The sequence below is a fragment of the Streptomyces sp. NPDC059897 genome, assembly GCF_042730865.1.
GTDB lineage: Bacteria > Actinomycetota > Actinomycetes > Streptomycetales > Streptomycetaceae > Streptomyces.
In genome coordinates, this window is the sequence record NZ_JBHWKQ010000004.1 from 230,126 (window position 1) to 248,102 (window position 17,977).

Below are 17,977 nucleotides of genomic sequence, written 5' to 3' on the forward strand. Positions count from 1 at the left end.
ACAGCGGCTTCCCGGACTAGCGTGAAACGCATGGATCGCACGGACGCCAGGAACGAAGCACGGGAGTTCCTCATGTCCCGTCGGGCGAACCTCTCTCCCGAGCAGGCCGGCCTGCCGGTCTCCGGTCACCGGAGGGTCGCGGGCCTGCGCCGCGGCGAGGTGGCGATGCTCGCGGACGTGAGCCCGGAGTACTACGCCAAGATCGAGCGCGGCCAGCTGGCCGGTGTCTCCGACGCCGTCCTGGAGTCGCTCGCCCGGGCGCTCCAGCTGGACGACGCCGAGCGCGAGCACCTCTTCGACCTCGCCCGCGCGGCCAATGGCGCGGCCCGGCCCGTGCGCAGGCGCAGGTCGAAGAAGTGGGTGCCCAGGGACAGCCTGACCCGTGCGCTGGACGCGATCGCCCTCGGGCCCGCGTTCGTGCGCAACGGCCGGATGGACATCCTCGCCGCCAACGCCCTCGGGCGCGCCTTCTACGACGAGGTGTTCGACGGGCCGGGGCAGGGCAACCTGGCGCGGTACTGCTTCCTCGACGAGCGGGCCCAGGTGTTCTACCCGCACTGGGAGGCCGCTTCGGACATCACCGTGTCGATCCTGCGCACCGAGGCCGGCCGGGACCCCCGGGACAAGCAGCTGCACGACCTGATCGGCGAGCTGTCCACGTGCAGCGACGCGTTCCGTACCCGATGGGGCGCACACAATGTGCGCCGCCACGGCTCGGGCACCAAGGAGTTCCACCACCACGAGGTCGGCGACCTCACATTGACGTACGAGGGGATGGAGCTGACCGCCGAGCCCGGGCTCTCCTTCCTCATCTACACCGCGGAGCCCGGCTCACCCAGCCAGGAGCGCCTGCAACTGCTCGCGAGCCTCGCCGCGACAACAACCACCGCGTCCACCGCAGGACCACCCCGGAGAAAGCACGAGAACACGAGCACATGACTGCCAACGGATTCGACCAGATCTTCCCGCTCGGCGAGAAGAACGACGCCTACGCCCAGTACTTCACCGGCCAGAGCTACCTGGCCCCGCTCGCCGCGGGAAGCGTCCCCGTCAGCAATGTCTCCTTCGAGCCGGGCTGCCGCAACAACTGGCACATCCACCACGGCACGAGCGGCGGCGGTGACCAGGTCCTGATGTGCACGGCCGGCAGCGGCTGGTACCAGGCCGAGGGCGAGGACCCCATCAGCATGGAGCCGGGCACGGTCGTCCGCGTCCCGGCGGGCACGAAGCACTGGCACGGGGCGAAGGCCGACTCGTGGTTCTCCCACGTCGCCTTCATCACCCCGGGCGAAGGCGTCAGCAATGAATGGCTCGAGCCGGTCACCGACGAGGTGTACGGCGAGCTGCCGAGGAACGGAGCGAACGCATGACCATCCTGAACGAGACGTACACGCTGTCCCATGGCGTCGAGATCCCCAAGCTGGGCCTCGGCACCTGGTTCATCGACGACGACAAGGCGGCCGAGGCGGTCCGCGCGGCCGTGGAGATCGGTTACCGCAACATCGACACCGCGCAGGCCTACGGCAATGAGCGCGGCGTCGGCGAGGGGGTGCGCACCGCCGCCGTACCCCGCGACGAGCTGTTCGTGTCGACGAAGCTCGCCGCCGAGATCAAGGACTACGACGAGGCGGTCGCCTCGATCGACGAGTCGCTCAAGAAGCTCGGCCTCGACTACATCGACCTGATGCTCATTCACAGCCCGCAGCCGTGGGACGACTTCCGCGGCGGGGACTACGCGGACGGCAACCGTGCGGCATGGCGCGCGCTCGAAGAGGCGTACCAGGCGGGCAAGATCCGCTCCATCGGTGTGTCCAACTTCCAGCAGCGGGACTTGGAGAACATCCTCCAGAGCGCGAGCGTCGTGCCGCATGTGAACCAGCTGCTCGTGCACGCGGGCAACACCCCCGCGGAGCTCCTGGACTACTGCGCGGGCAAGGAGATCCTCGTCGAGGCGTACTCGCCGATCGCCCACGGCGCGATCCTGGACAACGCCGAGGTCCGGGCGATGGCCGAGAAGTACGGTGTGTCCGTGCCTCAGCTGTGCATCTGCTACACCCTGCAGCTGGGCACGGTGTCACTGCCCAAGACGGCGAACCCCGAGCACATGCGCTCCAACGCCGAGGTCGACTTCGAGATCTCCGGCGACGACATGGAAGCGCTGCGGGGCCTGCGGGACGTGGACTACGGGGAGCACACGGTGTTCCCCGTCTACAGCGGCAAGTAGCGCCGGACGAGCTCCGCCTGTCTGGACATGGGCCCGGGCCTGCCTGCGCGCGCATGGCGCGCGCAGGCAGCGCCACTCCTACGCGGTGGTCCTGACGTCGATGAGGACCTTGCCCACCGCACCGCCCTCGACGGCCTCGTGCGCCCGGGCCGTGTCGCCCAACGGGAAGCGGACGAACGGCAGTCCGGCCTCGGCGCCGTCCCGCAGCGCACCGGCCGCGACGGCCTCCGAGACGGCGGCGACGCCGTTGCGCATCGAGTCGGCCGGGACCGTGTAGAGGGACAGGCCGTGCCAGTCCAGGTTCTTGCCGAAGGTGGCGCGCAGCGGCAGGCGCAGTTCGTCGCCGCCGTTGTTGGCGTAGAAGGCGATCGTCGCGTTGTTCCTGGTCACCGCCAGGTCCAGCTCGGCGTTGACCGCGGGGGCGACCTCGGCGACGAGGTCCACGCCGTCCGGCGCAAGCTCCAGGACGGCCTTGGCGGTGTCCTGCGTACGGTAGTTGACGATGTGGTGGGCGCCGGCGGCCTTCGCCAGGTCGGCCTTCTCCGGGGAGCTGACGGTCGTGATGACCGTCGCCCCGGCCCAACGGGCGAGCTGGATCGCGGCGTTGCCGACCGCGCCCGCTCCCCCGGCGATCAGTACGGTCCACCCGTCGAGCGCGCCGGGCGCCAGCCGGTCCGGCCCGTCGGCGGCGAGGGTGAGGGCCCGGTGCGCGGTGAGCGCCGGTACGCCCAGCGCCGCGCCCAGGTCGTAGCCGGCCCCCTCGGGGAGCGGCACGGCACGCTCGGCCGGGATGGTCAGGTACTCCTGGGCCGTGCCGCCGGCCGGGCGCCCGGCCGCGGACAGGTACAGCCACACCCGCTCCCCGATCCGCGCGGAATCGACTCCCTCGCCGACGGCGTCGATCCGGCCCGCGCCGTCCTGGTTCGGCACCTGGCTCTCGCCGTCCCCGAGACTTCCGGACACACCTGCCCGGACCTTCCAGTCGGTGGGGTTGACGCCGGAGACATGGACTGCGACGCGGACCTCGCCGGGCCCGGGGTCGGGGACGGGGCGCTCCTCGAGCCGCAGGACCTCGGAGTCGCCGTTGCTGCTGTACACGATGGCCTTCATGTTGTGGCCAATCACTACTGCGCTCGTCGTATTCCCCACGCGCGGGTTCGTGCGGTGGGACTCCCGCACCGGGCCGGACGCTTGAGGGTGGCGCGGCTACCTCGGGCGTACGGCGTACGTCAGGTGTGTCACGCGCGGCGAGGACTCCGAACGGACGGGCTCCAGCGCGACCTTGGACGCGTCCACGCCCTCGAACAGGCGGATCCCGGAGCCGAACAGCACCGGCGACAGCGCGATCGAGAACTCGTCGACCAGCCCCGCGTTCACGTACTCCAGGATCGTCTCGCCTCCGCCCGCGATCCGGACGTCACGGTCTCCGGCGGCGGCGCGGGCCTGGTCGAGCGCGGCCTCGATGCCGTCGTTGACGAAGTGGAACGTGGTGCCGCCCGCCCGCTCCCAGGGGTCGCGCTTGGTGTGTGTCACGACGAAGACCGGCGTGTGGAACGGCGGGTCCTCGGGCCACATCTGCTCGCCGGCGTCGAACATCCGCTTGCCCATGACGCTCGCGCCGGTGCGCTCGAACGTCTCGCGCACGATGTCGTTGTCGCGCCCCTCCTCGCCACCCTCGCCCAGCTTCAGATTCTCCCGGAAGAACCGCTGCGGGAAGATCCACTGCTGCAGCTCCATCCACTGACGTCCCATCAACTCGCCTAGGGACGCGGGTGCGATGAACCCGTCGAGCGACATCGACACACTGAAGAACACCTTCCCGGCCATCAGCGCTCCTCCCCCTTCCCTGCGAGCTCGGTGACGTAGGCCGCGAGGTTGCCGAGGGTCTGCCGGCCGGCCTCGACGGCGTGGTACTTCTCGACCGCTTCGTCGCGCTGTTCCTTGGTGGGGAACACGGTGCGCATCTCGATCCGCGTCGCCGCGCCGTCCGGCTCGAAGGTCAGGACCGATACGAAGGAGTTCGGGTCGTCGAGGTACTCGCCGTGCAGCAGCTCGATCCGCTCCGGCGGCGCGATGCGCTGCCAGCGGATCCACTCGGGGTAGTCGGTCCCGTCCGGCCCGTGCAGTACGAAGACCCACTCACCGCCCTCGCGCAACTCGAAGGCCGACGTGGTGGTGGTGAACCCCTCCGGACCCCACCACCGCGACAGATGCCGGACCTCGGTGAACGCCTCGAACACCAGCTCCCGCGGAGCGTCGATCCCCCGGGAGATCACGACCTCCCGGTCCGCCGTCACCGATTCCGGCGCCGACGTCGACGCCGACTCCGACTCCGACTCCGACTCCGCCCGTGTGTCTTGCCTCGCCCTTGCCATCGGTCACTCCCCCTGCCGTGTCTGCTTGAGGTCCTGCACGTAGGCGTCCAGCCGGTCGAAGCTCTCGCTCCAGAACCGCTCGAAGCCGCCGACCCACTCGTGGACCGGCCGCAGCCCGCCGGCGTCCAAGCCGTAGAGGCGCTGCTTGCCCGCCTCGCGGACCCGCACAAGACCCACCTCCCGGAGCACCCGGAGGTGCTTGGACGCCCCCGGCTGGCTCAGCCCCAGCTCCTGGGCCACCTCACCCACCGGCCGCTCCCCCGCCCGCAGCAGCGCGAGGATGTCCCGCCGCTGCGGTTCGGCGATCGCGTTGAAGACGTCCGACGTCGTCGCTGCTCGTGCCATGACTTCATCGTATGCCGATATGGGAATACGTCAACCCTGCCGGTGCCCGCCGGGCGGCCGCCACACCGTGCGGACGGCTACTTGAAGAGGGTCCCGGTCTTGTCTCCGATGGCGCGCTTGCGTTCGAAGTAGTCGTTGATGACCGTTCGGAACAGGTCCGCGTCCGGGCGGGCCCAGTTGCGCATCAGTTCGCAGCCGAAGGCGAGGGACGTGATCGGCTGTGCGCCCGCCTGCGTCATTCGTTCGATCGCCGTGGCGTGCGTGACCGGGGAGACTCCGCCGACCGCGTCGACGACCGGGTAGATCTCGAAGCCCTCGCGGAGCATGTCCAGCGTGGGGAAGGCGAGGCAGACCTCCGTCCAGAGCCCGGCCATCACGATCTTCTTGCGGCCGGTCGCCCCGATCGCGGCGCGGAAGTCGGCGTCCTCCCAGGAGTTGACGCCGGTGCGGTCGATCTCGGGAACGTCCGGGAGCTGCTCCGTGATCTCCGGGACGGTCGACCGGTTGACACCCATGCCCACGGCCACCGTGGACAGCACCGTGGGGATCTCGTACGCGCGGGCCAGCTTGGCCAGGGTGACGGCGCCGAGGTCGATCTCCTCGCGGCTCGCCGAGCCGATCGTGGCGTACTGGCCCTCCTGGTAGTCGATGAAGACCACGGCACAGTTGTCCGGTGTGAGCAGATGGTCGGCGGCGGTGTCACGGACCGGCTCGGGGGCCGTCTTGACGTGTGCGGCATCGGAGGTCATGCCTGTCCCCTTCTCGAGTCTGGGCAGACCGAGCGTACCCACGGCCGGGCGGACCCGGCCGAAGGCTTCCCGCGGCGCGCCGACTTCGGCGGAGGGGGGACGGCTCCCGATTCAGCCGAGCCGGCCTCGCACCCAGGTCAGGACCTCCGGAGTCACCGCGTCGACGACGTCGGACGTCTCCTCTTGGCGCTTCTTGACGTACTTGGCCCAGTAGGGGCACACCGGGACCACGCGCTTGCCGGCGGCGCGGACGTCGGCCAGCGCCTCCGTCACCAGGGTCGAGGCCAGGCCCTGTCCCGCGAAACGGTCGTCGACCTCGGTGTGAAAGAAGACCCGCTGGTCGTCACGGTCGCGGTACTCGGTCAGGCCGGCCTGTTCGCCGTCGACCGTGATGACGTAGCGCTGCTCGTCGGGGCGGTGCTCCACGACCGGAGTGGTGGCAGATGTCATGACGCTTGTCTCCTTGTGTTCCGCGTGAACGGCGTTGGTGTGTCGGTACGTTGGCGTGTCGGTACGTCGGCGTGTTCCCGGAGCGTCAGCGTCGCGGGCGGTTGCCGCGTGACTTGAGGCGACTGTTGGGCAGTTCGGGGGCCGGGAGGCGCGCCCCGGGGTAGCCGGAGACCGTACCGAAGCGTTCCGTCCCGGCCTCCCATTCCGTTCGCGCCGCAACGACGTCCTCGTGACTGCGGCCGATGAAGTTCCACCACATCACGATCTCCTCGCCGAAGGGTGTGCCGCCGAGCAGCAGAAGGCGCGTCGGGCCGCTCGCGTCGTTGGCGAGGGTGAGCGTGTCGGCGCCTGGGGGCAGATAGCCCAGCTGCGCGGACGGCACGGCCGTGCCGTCCACCCGAACGGCCCCTTCGTCGACCAGGACGCCGTGCTCGAAGGCCGGGTCCACGGCGAGGGTGATGTGTGCGCCCGGTTCGAGTACGAGTTCCGCGCCGAGCAGCGGGGAGTGGGTGGGGACCGGGGAGGTGTCTCCGGCCAGTGTGCCGAGGAAGACCCTGGCCTCGGCTCCGTCAAGGGTGACGGTCGAGGGCGCGTGGTGCCGGAAGGCCGGGGCGGTGTCGCGGTGGGCGTCCGGGAGTGCGATCCAGAGCTGGATGCCGCGCAGGGTCGTGGTGTCCGGGGTGGAGACCTCGGAGTGGCTGATGCCCCGTCCCGCGGTCATCAGGTTCAGTTCGCCGGGCCGCACCATGGCGTGGGTGCCGAGGCTGTCGCGGTGTTCGATCTCGCCGTCGAACAGCCAACTCGCCGTCTGCAGGCCGGTGTGCGGGTGCGGCGCTACGTCCATTCCGCCGGTGTCGGCGACCGCGTCGGGCCCGTAGTGGTCGACGAAGCACCATGCGCCGATCAGGCTCCGCTCCCGCTGGGGAAGTGTGCGCCGTACGGTCATCGCCCGGGGGCCGCCGAGCGGCACCTCGCGGGCCGGGAGCACCTCCACCCGCCGCTCGTCCACGGTGTTCTGATGTGGTGTCACGGTCGCGCGTCCCGTTTCGGTCGGCGCCTGCTCGTGTGCGGACATGATGCCCTGCCCCCTCTTTTTCGATCTTCCCCGTCACAAGGTGATTGAAAGGTAAACTATATTGGCGTGGACCGCCACTCCCACCGGCGGCCACCGACGAGGGAGGGCTCACCCATGACCAGCAGCACCGCGACCACCACCGGCGCGCAGGACCGGCGCCGCGTCTTCATCGACAAGCAGTCCCCGGACGCGTACCAGGCCTTCAGGCAGGCCGCCGAGACGGTTCGCGCCACGGCCGTCGCGGCGGGCCTGGAGCCCGAGCTGCTGGAGTTGATCAACGTACGCGTCTCGCAGATCAACGGGTGCGCCTTCTGCCTCAACACGCACACCCGGACCGCCCTGCGCGCCGGCGAATCCCCGCTGCGCCTCGGCGTGCTGCCGGGGTGGCGGGACGCGGACGTGTTCACCGACCGGGAGCGGGCGGCGCTCGGCCTGGCCGAGACGGTCACCCACCCGGACGACGCCGCCGCGCAGGAATCGGCGTACGCCGCGGCCCGCGAGGTGTTCGACGACGCCGAGATCTCCGCGGCGATCTGGGCCGCGATCACCATCAACGCCTTCAACCGGGTCTCCATCCTCAGCAAGCACCCGGTGCGCCGGGCGGCCGCCGTGCCGAGCCCCGCGGTCCAGTGACCTGATCCGCTCCACTGCGTCAAACTACGCAAAAGACACTCACGACACGGAGGGCCCACGATGGCCATCGAGATCACCGACTCCCCCGACGCCAACCGCTACGAGGCCCGGGTCGACGGGCAGCACGCGGGATTCGCCGAGTACATGCGCACCAAGGAGAGCGGGCTCGTCGTCTTCACGCACACCGAGGTCGACCCGGAGTACAACGGGCAGGGCGTCGGTTCGGCGCTGGCGCGCGCCGCACTGGACGCCGCCCGGGCCGACGGGCTCAGGGTGCTGGCCGTGTGCCCGTTCATCTCCGGCTGGATGGCCCGGCACCCCGACTACCAGGACCTCGCCTACCAGAGCCGCAGCAAGGTCGAGGACTGACCCTTCTGTAGGCGCCCGGTCAGGGAGCGGACCGCAGTGGTGGTGCCGGCTGCGTCATGCTGGGCGGCTGGAGCAGCGGCGAGGGCTCGGGTCCCGGGTCCTCGCTGTCGACGACTCCGGCGGCCGCCCGGTCGAAGCCTTCGGGCCAGCGGGTGTGCTCGCTGGCCAGCGCGCCGGTCAGACGTGCCTCGGCGAGCTCGGCCGTGCTCAGGTCGGTGCCGCGAAGGTCCGCCATGCGCAGGTCGGCGCGGCGGAGGACCGCGCCGCGGGCGTCGGCCTTGCGCAGGTTCGCCTCGCGCAGGTCGCTGCCGGTGAAGTCGGCGTCGCGCAGGTCGACTTGGACCAGCTTCGCGGCCCGTAGGTCGGCCAGTACGCAGCGGGCCCGGCGGAGGGTTCCCGTCGTGAGGTCGGCGTGCCGCAGGTTGACCGAGACCAGGGAAGCCTGGGCCAGGTTGGCGCGGTACAGGCCCGCCGCCTCCAGGCAGGCGCGGTCGAAGTTGACATCGGGGAACCACAGTCCGTCGCAGTCGGCCCGGCGCAGGTCGGTGAGGCTGAGGTTGACCCAGGAACTCTCCCGGCGCCGACACAGCACACCGAGCCCGGTCAGCGCCACCTGCGCGTCCGCGGCGCGCGTCTCCAGGGGCGCGATGTCGTTGATGGGTGTGTCCGCCGCGGGTGCCTCCGGGGCGGTGGGCGGCCAGGGCAGGTGGGTGCGCAGATATGCGGCCTGGATGGAGATGACCGCCTCCCGGTCGCGGTCCGACTGCTCCGCGATCCGCCACAGCGCGTGCAGCCCACCGATGCGCACATCCAGCTTGTCGCTGCCGAGCTGGTCGACAGCGCGGCTGAACCGGTCGGTGACGTAGCCCTCCTGCGTGGCACGCAACCCGTCCTGGCTCACCCGCAGTTGGCGCCAGGTGGCGTACGCGCCGAAGAGCAGGACCAGGCCGCCGACCACCTGCAGCAGTGTCGTACGGACATCGTTGACCGCCTTCAGCCGGTCCTGCGCGTCGACCTTCGCCCCGCCGAGATCGTGGCCGACCACCACGCCCGGCAGCACGACGAACATCGCGCCCAGCACGGCCAGCCCGGCCACCACCAGCAGACCCGCACCCACCCGACGTACGAGAGGCCCGCCTCTCCACGCCCGGCGCCCATGGTCCGGCTCCCCCATCCCCATGAACAGGAGACCTTAGGCGCCGCGCAAGAGTCGATCAAGAGCGTGAACCCGCGGCGGACGCACCGCAGTTGCTGTGCGGCCGCCCCCGCACTCCGCCGGCGTCCGGAGGGGTCGCTGCGCATACTGGGCAGGAACCAGCAGCGGTGCCGTCCCGCCGCCTGCCCCGCCCCGTAGAGTCCATGATGGAGGGATTCCCGCGTGACATCCGACGACAGGGCCGCGCACACCATCATGGGCGGTTCCCCGCAGGACATCGCCCGTATCGCCGCCACCGAAGGACTGGAGCAGCAATGACGACGACACGGACAGTCCAGGAGCACGTGGTCACCGACGCCGCCGGCGGCCCGTACGCGATCACCAACGGCCCGGACGGGGCCCTGTGGTTCACCTTGGTGCACAGCGGCCGCATCGGCCGGCTCGTCCCGGGGCAGGAGCCGGTGTTTCACCAACTGGACCCGGACAGCGGCCCGACCATCATCTGCACCGGCCCGGACGGCGCCCTGTGGTTCACCCTGTACCGCACGCACCGGATCGGCCGGATCAGCACCGCCGGGGAGGTGACCGAGTTCCCGCTGCCGACCGCGCAGTGCGGCCCGTTCGGCATCGCCGCCGGCCCTGACGGCGCGCTGTGGTTCACCGAGACCACCGCCGACCGCGTCGGCCGCATCACGACGGACGGCTCGGTCACCGAGTACCCGCTGCCGGGCACCGGCACCTTCCCCTCCGCGCTCGCCGCGGGCGAGGACGCGATGTGGTTCACGATGAACCAGGCCAACGCCCTCGGCCGCGTCGACATGGACGGCCGTGTCACGGTGCACGAGCTGCCCACGGAAGGGGCGGCGCCGGTGGGTGTCACCGTGGCCCGCGACGACACCGTCTGGTTCACGGAGATCGCGGCCGGTCAGATCGGGTGCAGGACACCCGACGGCCGGATCACCGAGTACCCGCTGCCCGACCGGTCGGCGCGGCCGCACGCCGTCACCACCGACGCGGACGGCACCGCGTGGTTCACCGAGTGGGGCGCCAACCGGGTCGGTTCGGTCACCTCCGACGGCACGATCACCGTCCACGACCTGCCCACCCCGGCCTCCGAACCGCACGGCATCACGGTGGGCCCGGACGGCGCGCTGTGGACCGCCCTTGAGACGGGCGCGCTGGCCCGCCTCGACCCGAGCGCGACGGACGCCTGAACCGCCAACGGCCATCGGATACCAGGTCGACGTTCACGACGTTGAGTCGACCCCCCGTCACGAGGTGTCACCCGTCACTGATTGAATGGGACATGCCACATACGGCAACCGGCCATTCACGGGGAACAACGGGGATTTTGATGAACAACACGCACGTCCTGTCCGCCCGCCGCACCGCCACCGCGCTCGTCTGCGCCGCCGCGCTGCTGTCGCTGACGGCCTGCAACAGCGGTTCGGACAAGGCCTCGGACGGCGACGGCAAGCCGTCGGCCGCCACCGACAAGCCGGCCAAGGCCGACGCCAAGCCGAACGGTGTCGACAAGCTCGCCGCGGCCGAGCTGCGCGCCAAGGGCCTGGAGACGAAGGCCGCCGCGGGCTCGGTCCACGAGGTCATGTCCCGCTCCGACGCCAAGGCCGACCTCCGCCTGTCCGCCACGGAGTGCGTCGGCACGGTCGACCTCAAGGACATGGGCTCCTTCGAGGTCATCCGCAAGGGCAACGACGTCTGGGGCAAGGTCGACGCCACCTTCTCGGCCTCGGCCAAGAAGAACGGCGCCGGCACGGTCAAGGCCGGCCAGTGGATGCACGGCTCGCCCACCACCTCCCTCACGAAGGTGCTCGTGAGCTACTGCCACGGCGAGCAGTTCGGCGCGCAGGAGAAGCCCTCCATCAAGCTGACGAAGGGCTCCGCCGCCGAGGTGGCGGGCCAGCCCGTCGCCACGGTCATCGGCACGGGCACGGCCCCGGGCAAGAAGGCCACGTACAGCGTCGCCACCACGGGCAAGCCCTACCTGGTGCAGCAGGAGACGCCGTACACCGACGGGACCGGCGACCAGACCATCACGTGGTTCGACTTCGGCGCGCCCGTCGGCGCGAAGGCACCGTCCGGCAAGGTCACGGCCGCGCCGAACATCTGATCCGTCGCGCCTCAAGCGCCGCTTGGCCGCGGGCTTCTGACGGTCAGTCGGGTACAGGTGTCCCGTTCACTCGGGCGCAGGTGTCTCGCTCAGTCGGGCGCAGGTGTCCCGTTCACTCGGACACTGGGGGCTCGTCCACACCGATCGCCGCCGTCGGACACATCGCCGCCGCCTCCCGTACGGAGGCGTGGTGTGCCGGGGCGGGGTCGGTGGTCAGAAGTGTCACGATGCCGTCCTCGTCGCGCTGGTCGAAGACGTCCGGCGCAGACAGGACGCAGGCGCCGGCGCCGCAGCACCTGTCCTGGTCGACGGTGAGTTTCATGGTGTCCGTCCGCTCCTCTCCCGGTCCGCGGGTCACCAGCTGACCGGGACTTCGCTCAGTCCGCCGACCAACAGGCCCTCCGTCTTTCGCAGTTCGGCTGCGGGAACCGCGAGGCGGAGGCTCGGCACGCGGGCCAGTAGGACCTCCAGGACGACCTGGAGCTCGGTGCGGGCCAGTGCCTGGCCCAGGCAGGAGTGCGGGCCGACACCGAAGGTCAGGTGGGGGTTCGGGGTGCGGGCGAGGTCCATGGCGTCGGCCCCGGCGAAGGCGCGCTCGTCGCGGTTGGCGGCGGGCATGCTGCACACCACCGTGCTGCCCGCAGGGACGGTCTCGCCGCCGATCTCCGTGTCCTCGCCGAGGTAACGGCGCAGCCCGAAGCCGAGGTTGCTGTCGAAGCGCAGGGACTCCTCCACGGCGGTGCGCACCAGCGACGGGTCGGCCAGGAGCCGCTCCCACAGGGCGCGGTCGGCGAGCAGCAGGGAGATCATCTTGCCGATGCTGTTGGCGGTGGTCTCGTGGCCCGCGACGAGCAGGCCCATGCCGGTGGAGACGAGTTCCTCGTCGCTCAGCCCGCCGCCCTCGACCTCGCTGCCGGCGCCTCCCGCCTCCTCGCTCTGCGTGATGAGGACGCTGAGGAGGTCGTCCGCCGGGGCTGCCCGCTTGGCGGCGATGTGCGCCGACATGTAGGCGACGAACTCCTCCTGGGCGGTACGGATTTCGTCGGCGCTGTAGCGGGTGACGCTGAGGAAACTGTCGGACCAGCCGGAGAAGCGGTCCCGGTCCTCGGCCGGCACCCCGAGCAGATCGCAGATGACGTAGACGGGGAACGGGAACCCGAGGCTCGCCCGCAGATCGGCGGGGGCTCCTTCGGCGAGCATGGTGTCCACGAGTCCCTCGGCGAGGCGGGCCATGCCGGGGCGCAGGGCGGTCATCCGCTTGGCGGTGAAGTAGCGGCCCACCTGGCGGCGCCAACGCTGGTGCGGTTCACCGCGGTTGGGGGTCCTGATGGCGGAGCTGCCGGTGGCGGCCGCTCCCCCGGCGCCCTCGGGTGCCATCCGGGCGGCGTTGTCCTGCTCGGTGGGGCGGCCGAATCGTGGGTCGGAGAGCAGGCCCCGGACGTCGTCGTACCGGGTCAAGTAGACGGCGGTGTCACCGCTGGGCAGCGTGGCGTGGGCGACGGGGCACCGCGCGCGCAGCTCCTCCCATACGGCGGGCGGCTCCAGCGGGGTGTCTCCGGACAGCGGCAGGCGGACGGGCGGCTGGACGTAGGGGTGTTCGGCCTGGTCGGTCATGGTGTGCGTCTCCTCGTGGGGGTGGAGGCGGCAGGTGGCGACGATGGGAGTGACTGCGACGGAAGGGGCGGCACGGCACGTTGCGGCGCACCGCAAAGTGCATCATGCACTTCCTGTGCATGATGCACTTTCCATGCATGGCGCACAACAGCGCATGATGCTTCAATCGCGTACCGGACAACGGCGATTGACACAGGGGGAGGTCGGCGTGGACGCACAGCGGGCGGGCGGCCGTATCGAGCGCGAACTGCTGATCCTGACGCGGCACTTGGAGCTGACCTCGCCGCGCCGCGTCCGCCTGGACCACAACGCCCTCGACCGCAGCGCCTACGTCCTGCTCAGCCGCCTGGAGGCGCAGGGGCCGATGTCCGTGCCCGACCTCGTCGACGCCTTCGGCCTGACCCCGTCCACGCTCACCCGGCAGACGACAGCGCTGCTGCGCGACGGTCTCGTGGAGCGGACCCTGGATCCGCGCGGCGGCATCGCCCGGCAGTTCCGGATCACCGACGAGGGGCGCGGGCGGCTGCGCACGGATCGCGACGCCATCGCGGCCGGCCTCGCCGACGTCCTGGGCGACTGGCCGGCGGACCGGCGGCGGCGGTTCGTCGAGGATCTCGAGCGGTTCAACACGGACATCGAGGAGCGCACGGGGCGCCCGTGGCCCCGCTGAGCCACCGGAAGCAATCCACCCCCTCTTGTCGAACCCTCCATTCCTGTGCGTAAGGTATGCCTCACCTTTCCTTTGAATGTTTGATAACTGCTCCGGGGGCACCATGCTTCTCCGACGGCGCGGCACTGCCGCGGCCTCGATCGTTCTTGCGGGTCTGCTGTCCCTGACGGCATGCGGCGGGTCCGGTGACGGCTCGGCGGGCGGCGGCGAGACCGCGGCCGCCGGCGGCGGCAAGGACTCGAAGTCCGTCGCTCAGGGCGGCGAGGACTTCGGCGACGCCGCCAAGAAGACCGCCGCGATGGGCACCGATGCCAAGCCCGGCCAGTGGCCGCGCACCGTCAAGCACGCCATGGGCAGCACGGAGATCAAGCAGCAGCCCAAGCGCGTGGTCGTCCTTGATGTCGGCGAGCTGGACAACGTCGTGTCGCTCGGCATCAAGCCCGTCGGGCTCGCGCCGAGCGAGGGCTCGCCCGAGCTGCCGTCCTACCTCAAGAAGGACGCGGGCCACCCGAAGAACGTCGGCACCATCAACAGCCTCAACCTCGAGGCCATCGCCGCGCTCAAGCCGGACCTGATCGTCGGCAGCCAGCTGCGCGCCGCGAACTCCTACGACGAGCTGTCGCAGATCGCGCCGACCGTCTTCTCGATCCGCCCCGGCTTCACGTGGAAGGAGAACTACCTCCTCAACGCTGCCGCCCTGGACAAGACCGCGCAGGCCAAGAAGAACCTCGCCGCGTACGAGAAGCGCGCGAAGGACCTCGGGGCGAAGCTCGGCGACGACAAGCCGACCGTGACGATGCTGCGCTTCATGCCCGAGGGCCTGATCCGCCTCTACGCGAACGACTCGTTCATCGGCACCATCCTCAAGGACGTCGGCATCCCGCGGCCGAAGAACCAGGACATCTCCGACCTGGCCGCCGAGGTCAGCGCCGAGAACATCGACCAGGCCGACGCCGACTACATCTTCACCGGTGTCTACGGCAAGCCCAACGCCACCGAGAAGGCCACGGTGCAGAAGAACCCGCTGTGGAAGAACCTCAAGGCGGTCAAGGACGGCCACGCCTACGATGTCCCGGACGAGACCTGGTACCTCGGTCTCGGCACGATGGCGGCCGACGCCGTCCTCGACGACCTGGGCCGGCACCTCACCAAGTAGCCCGTTTTTGACAGACATCTGAAAGACAAGAGAGTGAGCGCGGCACATGGCGCGAGCTACCCGCCGCCGTATCGCCTGGCTGCTGGGGTCTGCGGCGCTGCTGCTGATCGCCGTCCTGCTGAGCCTGGCCGTCGGCAGCCGCCCCATCGCACCGGGTGAGGTGGTACGGGCGCTGGTGCAGCAAGGCACCAGCCCCGACGCCCAGTTGGTGCGCTCCCTGCGGGTGCCGCGCACCGTCATCGGCATCCTCGCCGGGGCGGCCCTCGGGGTCGCCGGGACGGTCATGCAGGGCATCACCCGCAACCCGATCGCCGAGCCGGGCATCCTTGGCGTCAGCCAGGGTGCCTCGGCCGGTGTGGTGTGCGCGATCGCGTTCCTCGGTGTGCACGGCCTCACCGGGTACATCTGGTTCGCGTTCGCGGGCGCGGCGCTTGCGACGGTCGTGGTGTACGCCGTTGCGGCCGGTGGCTACCGCGGGGCCTCGCCCGTCAAGCTGGCGCTGTCCGGCGCCGCGATGAACGCGTTCCTGGCCGCGATCGTCTCCGGCGTCGTGACCACCGACGCGCACGCGCTCGACGAGTTCCGGTTCTGGCAGGTCGGCTCCATCAGCGGCCGGGACAGCGAGGTCATCGGCCAGATCTTGCCGTTCGTCCTCGTCGGCCTGGTGCTGGTCGCGGTCGCGGCCCGCGGCCTGGACGCACTCGCCCTCGGCGACGACGCCGCCCGCAACCTCGGCCACAACGTGGGCCTGCTGCGCATCCAGGGCGCGGTGGCCGCGACCGTTTTGACCGGCGCCGCGGTGGCCGCCGCCGGGCCGATCGCCTTCACGGGCCTGGCCGTCCCGCACATCGCGCGGGCCCTGGTCGGCACGGCACACCGGTGGGTGCTGCCGGTCGCGGCGCTGCTCGGCCCCGTGATGATCCTCGTCTCGGACGTGCTCGGCCGCATCGTCTTCCCGCCCTCGGAGGTGCCGGTGGCCGTCATGACCGCGATCCTCGGTGTGCCGTTCCTCATCGCGCTGGTACGCCGCCGGGCGGTGGTCGCCGCATGACCAGCACCACCACAGCGCCGAAGCGCCGGATCCGTCCGGCCGGACACACCGTGCTCCGCCCCGGCCGCTCCAGCTTCCTGGTCCACCGCAGGTCGGTCGTCGTCGCCGGCGCGCTCGCCGTGCTGCTCCTCGCGGCCGTCGTCGCCTTCCTGTGCGTCGGCGAGGCCTTCGTCTCCCCCGCCGAGGTCGTCAACGTCCTGCTCGGCAAGCCCAGTCCGGACCAGCTCGTCGTCGGGACGCTGCGGCTGCCACGGCTTACGGTCGGGCTGCTCGCCGGACTCGCCTTCGGGCTCGCGGGCGCCCTCGTGCAGACCGTCGCGCGCAACCCGCTGGCCAGCCCCGACATCATCGGCGTGACCCACGGCGCGGGCGCGGTGACCGTCGCGGCGATGAGCTTCGGCCTCGCCTCGTACACCGCGCTGCCCTACGTCTCGGTGGCGGGCGGCATCGGGGCGGCGCTGCTCGTCTACGTCTTCGCCTGGCGGCGCGGGATGCACGCCTCGCGTTTCGTCCTCATCGGCATCGGCATCTCGGTGGCGCTCGGCTCGCTGACCCAGCTGTTCCTCACCAAGGGTGACGCGCTCGTCGCCCAGCAGGCGAAGGTGTGGCTCACGGGTTCGCTCAACAGCCGCGGCTACGAGCAGGCGGCCCCGCTGGCCCTCGTCCTGCTGGTCGCGATCCCGGCGGTGCTGTGGGCGGCCCGTGCGCAGCGCTCGGCGTCCTTCGACGACGACACGGCCACGGCGCTCGGCATCCGTCTCAACCGGGTGCGGCTCGGCCTGACCGTGCTCGGTGTCGTGTTCGCCTCGATGGCGACGGGGGCCACCGGGCCGGTCGACTTCGTCGCCCTCCTCGCCCCGCAGATCGCCCGCCGGCTGACCCGGACCGCGCAGATCCCGCTGCTCTCCTCGGCGCTGACCGGGGCGCTCGTGGTCGTCGTCGCGGACCTGCTGGCACGGCAGCTGTTCTCGCCCGTCGAACTCCCCGTCGGCGTCCTCACCGCAGCGGTGGGCGCCCCCTATCTGATGTGGCTGATCGCCCGCGGCCGCAGCCGTTCCGGAGGCACCAAATGAGCCCGACCGACAGCCGTACGGCCGCCCCTGGCACCGTGCGTACGAGCCGGCTCACCGCCGAGTCCCTGACGCTGGCGTACGAGGACCGCACCGTCGTCGACGGCCTCGACCTGCAGGTGCCCGACGGCAAGGTGACCGTCATCGTCGGCCCCAACGCGTGCGGCAAGTCCACGCTGCTGCGCGCCCTGGGACGGCTCCTCAAGCCGCGCGCCGGCACGGTGCTGCTCGACGGCACCGAACTGGCCCGCACCCCCGGCCGCGACATCGCCCGGGCCATCGGCGTCCTCCCGCAGAGCCCGACCCCGCCCGACGGCATCACGGTCGCCGACCTCGTGGCCCGCGGCCGCCAACCGCACCAGAAGTGGTGGCAGCAGTGGTCGGAGGCCGACGAGCGGGCCGTCACGCAGGCCCTGGAACACACCAACACCACGGCACTCGCCGAGCGTCCGGTGGACGAGCTGTCCGGCGGCCAGCGCCAGCGGGTGTGGATCGCCATGGCCCTCGCCCAGGAGACCGAGCTGCTCCTGCTCGACGAGCCGACCACCTACCTCGACATCGCCCACCAGGTGGAGGTCCTCGACCTGGTACGCCGCCTCAACCACGAGCGCGGCCGCACCGTCGTCGCCGTCCTGCACGACCTCAACCAGGCAGCCCGCTACGCCGACCACCTCGTCGCCATGAAGGACGGCCGGATCGTCGCGGAGGGGCCACCGGCCGAGGTCATCACGGCGGACCTGGTCCACACGGTCTTCGGCCTGCACTCCGTGGTGGTCCCCGACCCGGTCACCGGCAGCCCGCTGGTGGTGCCGGGCGCCCCGTGGCGGGCGGCGGAGGACGCGGACGCCGCGCCCGTGTCCGGCTCGGTGCCCGGCCAGGGCACCAAGACCGGGAGCTGACCCGGCACAC

General features: G+C 71.1%; 22 protein-coding genes. 12 read left to right on the forward strand and 10 right to left on the reverse strand.

Annotated features, from left to right (window positions below; translation table 11 throughout):
• Nucleotides 1–30: 30 nt before the first annotated feature.
• From ACFV9W_RS07080 to ACFV9W_RS07090, 3 genes are read left to right on the forward strand one after another with little or no spacing between them, the layout of a single operon-like run.
• Nucleotides 31–939, forward strand: coding sequence for a helix-turn-helix transcriptional regulator (locus ACFV9W_RS07080; protein ID WP_385756399.1), 909 nt, complete (start codon nt 31–33; stop codon nt 937–939).
• The gene (locus ACFV9W_RS07085) at nt 936–1,370 is read left to right on the forward strand and encodes a cupin domain-containing protein (RefSeq protein ID WP_385756400.1); all 435 of its coding nucleotides are present in this window, start codon (nt 936–938) and stop codon (nt 1,368–1,370) included. Before ACFV9W_RS07080 ends, ACFV9W_RS07085 begins: the two co-directional genes overlap by 4 nt.
• Entirely contained in the window at nt 1,367–2,224 is an 858-nt protein-coding gene (locus ACFV9W_RS07090; RefSeq protein ID WP_385756402.1) for an aldo/keto reductase, read from the forward strand. The genes ACFV9W_RS07085 and ACFV9W_RS07090 overlap by 4 nt, the downstream gene beginning before the upstream one ends.
• Before the next feature lie 78 nt (nt 2,225–2,302).
• Here the strand turns inward: ACFV9W_RS07090 and ACFV9W_RS07095 are convergent, their stop codons facing one another.
• The 7 genes from ACFV9W_RS07095 to ACFV9W_RS07125 all read right to left on the reverse strand — a co-directional run bounded on the left by ACFV9W_RS07095 (nt 2,303) and on the right by ACFV9W_RS07125 (nt 7,218).
• Nucleotides 2,303–3,334, reverse strand: a complete 1,032-nt coding sequence (locus tag ACFV9W_RS07095) for an NADPH:quinone reductase (protein WP_385756403.1) — start codon at nt 3,332–3,334, stop codon at nt 2,303–2,305.
• A 96-nt stretch (nt 3,335–3,430) separates the two neighbouring features.
• The gene (locus tag ACFV9W_RS07100; protein ID WP_385756405.1) at nt 3,431–4,051 is read right to left on the reverse strand and encodes a dihydrofolate reductase family protein; all 621 of its coding nucleotides are present in this window, start codon (nt 4,049–4,051) and stop codon (nt 3,431–3,433) included.
• Entirely contained in the window at nt 4,051–4,599 is a 549-nt protein-coding gene (locus tag ACFV9W_RS07105) for an SRPBCC family protein (RefSeq protein ID WP_385756406.1), read from the reverse strand. Before ACFV9W_RS07105 ends, ACFV9W_RS07100 begins: the two co-directional genes overlap by 1 nt.
• Before the next feature lie 3 nt (nt 4,600–4,602).
• The gene (locus ACFV9W_RS07110) at nt 4,603–4,944 is read right to left on the reverse strand and encodes an ArsR/SmtB family transcription factor (RefSeq protein ID WP_385756407.1); all 342 of its coding nucleotides are present in this window, start codon (nt 4,942–4,944) and stop codon (nt 4,603–4,605) included.
• Nucleotides 4,945–5,021: 77 nt separating this feature from the next.
• Nucleotides 5,022–5,693 carry a hydrolase gene (locus ACFV9W_RS07115; RefSeq protein WP_385756409.1) on the reverse strand — a complete coding sequence of 224 codons (672 nt, stop codon included), beginning with the start codon at nt 5,691–5,693 and terminating at the stop codon, nt 5,022–5,024.
• 111 nt (nt 5,694–5,804) lie between these two features.
• A complete protein-coding gene (locus tag ACFV9W_RS07120; protein ID WP_385756411.1) occupies nt 5,805–6,143 on the reverse strand; it encodes a GNAT family N-acetyltransferase in 339 nt (112 codons plus the stop codon).
• 85 nt (nt 6,144–6,228) lie between these two features.
• Nucleotides 6,229–7,218: a pirin family protein gene (locus ACFV9W_RS07125; protein WP_385756413.1), complete on the reverse strand. Its 990-nt coding sequence runs from the start codon at nt 7,216–7,218 to the stop codon at nt 6,229–6,231.
• 114 nt (nt 7,219–7,332) lie between these two features.
• Here ACFV9W_RS07125 and ACFV9W_RS07130 point away from each other — a divergent pair, with 114 nt between their 5' ends.
• Together ACFV9W_RS07130 and ACFV9W_RS07135 are read left to right on the forward strand one after the other, a co-directional pair.
• Complete coding sequence (locus ACFV9W_RS07130; protein WP_385756414.1) at nt 7,333–7,851, forward strand: carboxymuconolactone decarboxylase family protein; 519 nt, start codon at nt 7,333–7,335, stop codon at nt 7,849–7,851.
• A 60-nt stretch (nt 7,852–7,911) separates the two neighbouring features.
• Nucleotides 7,912–8,220 carry a GNAT family N-acetyltransferase gene (locus tag ACFV9W_RS07135; protein WP_385756416.1) on the forward strand — a complete coding sequence of 103 codons (309 nt, stop codon included), beginning with the start codon at nt 7,912–7,914 and terminating at the stop codon, nt 8,218–8,220.
• 19 nt (nt 8,221–8,239) lie between these two features.
• Here ACFV9W_RS07135 and ACFV9W_RS07140 read toward each other — a convergent pair whose 3' ends face one another.
• Nucleotides 8,240–9,289, reverse strand: a complete 1,050-nt coding sequence (locus ACFV9W_RS07140; protein WP_385756562.1) for a pentapeptide repeat-containing protein — start codon at nt 9,287–9,289, stop codon at nt 8,240–8,242.
• A gap of 401 nt (nt 9,290–9,690) precedes the next feature.
• On the opposite strand from ACFV9W_RS07140, the gene ACFV9W_RS07145 reads away from it, so the two are divergent.
• Nucleotides 9,691–10,590: a virginiamycin B lyase gene (locus ACFV9W_RS07145; protein ID WP_385756418.1), complete on the forward strand. Its 900-nt coding sequence runs from the start codon at nt 9,691–9,693 to the stop codon at nt 10,588–10,590.
• A 140-nt stretch (nt 10,591–10,730) separates the two neighbouring features.
• Entirely contained in the window at nt 10,731–11,507 is a 777-nt protein-coding gene (locus ACFV9W_RS07150; protein WP_385756419.1) for a hypothetical protein, read from the forward strand.
• Nucleotides 11,508–11,619: 112 nt separating this feature from the next.
• On the opposite strand, the gene ACFV9W_RS07155 is transcribed toward ACFV9W_RS07150, so the two are convergent.
• Together ACFV9W_RS07155 and ACFV9W_RS07160 are read right to left on the reverse strand one after the other, a co-directional pair.
• On the reverse strand, nt 11,620–11,829 hold the full coding sequence (locus ACFV9W_RS07155) for a ferredoxin (RefSeq protein WP_385756421.1): 210 nt from the start codon (nt 11,827–11,829) through the stop codon (nt 11,620–11,622).
• Nucleotides 11,830–11,861: 32 nt separating this feature from the next.
• On the reverse strand, nt 11,862–13,121 hold the full coding sequence (locus ACFV9W_RS07160) for a cytochrome P450 (RefSeq protein WP_385756423.1): 1,260 nt from the start codon (nt 13,119–13,121) through the stop codon (nt 11,862–11,864).
• A gap of 208 nt (nt 13,122–13,329) precedes the next feature.
• Here ACFV9W_RS07160 and ACFV9W_RS07165 point away from each other — a divergent pair, with 208 nt between their 5' ends.
• The 5 genes from ACFV9W_RS07165 (at nt 13,330) to ACFV9W_RS07185 (ending at nt 17,967) form a co-directional block, all read left to right on the forward strand.
• The gene (locus ACFV9W_RS07165; protein WP_385756424.1) at nt 13,330–13,791 is read left to right on the forward strand and encodes a MarR family winged helix-turn-helix transcriptional regulator; all 462 of its coding nucleotides are present in this window, start codon (nt 13,330–13,332) and stop codon (nt 13,789–13,791) included.
• Between the two features lie 103 nt (nt 13,792–13,894).
• On the forward strand, nt 13,895–14,947 hold the full coding sequence (locus tag ACFV9W_RS07170; protein WP_385756426.1) for an ABC transporter substrate-binding protein: 1,053 nt from the start codon (nt 13,895–13,897) through the stop codon (nt 14,945–14,947).
• Between the two features lie 46 nt (nt 14,948–14,993).
• Nucleotides 14,994–15,998, forward strand: a complete 1,005-nt coding sequence (locus ACFV9W_RS07175) for a FecCD family ABC transporter permease (protein WP_385756428.1) — start codon at nt 14,994–14,996, stop codon at nt 15,996–15,998.
• Nucleotides 15,995–17,071, forward strand: a complete 1,077-nt coding sequence (locus ACFV9W_RS07180; protein ID WP_385756430.1) for a FecCD family ABC transporter permease — start codon at nt 15,995–15,997, stop codon at nt 17,069–17,071. Before ACFV9W_RS07175 ends, ACFV9W_RS07180 begins: the two co-directional genes overlap by 4 nt.
• A complete protein-coding gene (locus ACFV9W_RS07185) occupies nt 17,068–17,967 on the forward strand; it encodes an ABC transporter ATP-binding protein (protein ID WP_385756432.1) in 900 nt (299 codons plus the stop codon). The genes ACFV9W_RS07180 and ACFV9W_RS07185 overlap by 4 nt, the downstream gene beginning before the upstream one ends.
• Nucleotides 17,968–17,977 lie beyond the last annotated feature (10 nt).

Excerpts from the sequence above, each read along its gene's own strand:
- ACFV9W_RS07095 (WP_385756403.1), bottom strand. The coding sequence starts at position 3,334 with ATGAAGGCCATCGTGTACAGCAGCAACGGCGACTCCGAGGTCCTGCGG.
- ACFV9W_RS07085 (WP_385756400.1), top strand. The coding sequence starts at position 936 with ATGACTGCCAACGGATTCGACCAGATCTTCCCGCTCGGCGAGAAGAAC.
- ACFV9W_RS07125 (WP_385756413.1), bottom strand. The coding sequence starts at position 7,218 with ATGTCCGCACACGAGCAGGCGCCGACCGAAACGGGACGCGCGACCGTG.
- ACFV9W_RS07155 (WP_385756421.1), bottom strand. The coding sequence starts at position 11,829 with ATGAAACTCACCGTCGACCAGGACAGGTGCTGCGGCGCCGGCGCCTGC.
- ACFV9W_RS07150 (WP_385756419.1), top strand. The coding sequence starts at position 10,731 with ATGAACAACACGCACGTCCTGTCCGCCCGCCGCACCGCCACCGCGCTC.
- ACFV9W_RS07170 (WP_385756426.1), top strand. The coding sequence starts at position 13,895 with ATGCTTCTCCGACGGCGCGGCACTGCCGCGGCCTCGATCGTTCTTGCG.
- ACFV9W_RS07115 (WP_385756409.1), bottom strand. The coding sequence starts at position 5,693 with ATGACCTCCGATGCCGCACACGTCAAGACGGCCCCCGAGCCGGTCCGT.
- ACFV9W_RS07120 (WP_385756411.1), bottom strand. The coding sequence starts at position 6,143 with ATGACATCTGCCACCACTCCGGTCGTGGAGCACCGCCCCGACGAGCAG.
- ACFV9W_RS07185 (WP_385756432.1), top strand. The coding sequence starts at position 17,068 with ATGAGCCCGACCGACAGCCGTACGGCCGCCCCTGGCACCGTGCGTACG.
- ACFV9W_RS07080 (WP_385756399.1), top strand. The coding sequence starts at position 31 with ATGGATCGCACGGACGCCAGGAACGAAGCACGGGAGTTCCTCATGTCC.
- ACFV9W_RS07140 (WP_385756562.1), bottom strand. The coding sequence starts at position 9,289 with ATGTTCGTCGTGCTGCCGGGCGTGGTGGTCGGCCACGATCTCGGCGGG.
- ACFV9W_RS07130 (WP_385756414.1), top strand. The coding sequence starts at position 7,333 with ATGACCAGCAGCACCGCGACCACCACCGGCGCGCAGGACCGGCGCCGC.
- ACFV9W_RS07100 (WP_385756405.1), bottom strand. The coding sequence starts at position 4,051 with ATGGCCGGGAAGGTGTTCTTCAGTGTGTCGATGTCGCTCGACGGGTTC.
- ACFV9W_RS07160 (WP_385756423.1), bottom strand. The coding sequence starts at position 13,121 with ATGACCGACCAGGCCGAACACCCCTACGTCCAGCCGCCCGTCCGCCTG.
- ACFV9W_RS07110 (WP_385756407.1), bottom strand. The coding sequence starts at position 4,944 with ATGGCACGAGCAGCGACGACGTCGGACGTCTTCAACGCGATCGCCGAA.
- ACFV9W_RS07135 (WP_385756416.1), top strand. The coding sequence starts at position 7,912 with ATGGCCATCGAGATCACCGACTCCCCCGACGCCAACCGCTACGAGGCC.
- ACFV9W_RS07090 (WP_385756402.1), top strand. The coding sequence starts at position 1,367 with ATGACCATCCTGAACGAGACGTACACGCTGTCCCATGGCGTCGAGATC.
- ACFV9W_RS07105 (WP_385756406.1), bottom strand. The coding sequence starts at position 4,599 with ATGGCAAGGGCGAGGCAAGACACACGGGCGGAGTCGGAGTCGGAGTCG.
- ACFV9W_RS07175 (WP_385756428.1), top strand. The coding sequence starts at position 14,994 with ATGGCGCGAGCTACCCGCCGCCGTATCGCCTGGCTGCTGGGGTCTGCG.
- ACFV9W_RS07180 (WP_385756430.1), top strand. The coding sequence starts at position 15,995 with ATGACCAGCACCACCACAGCGCCGAAGCGCCGGATCCGTCCGGCCGGA.
- ACFV9W_RS07145 (WP_385756418.1), top strand. The coding sequence starts at position 9,691 with ATGACGACGACACGGACAGTCCAGGAGCACGTGGTCACCGACGCCGCC.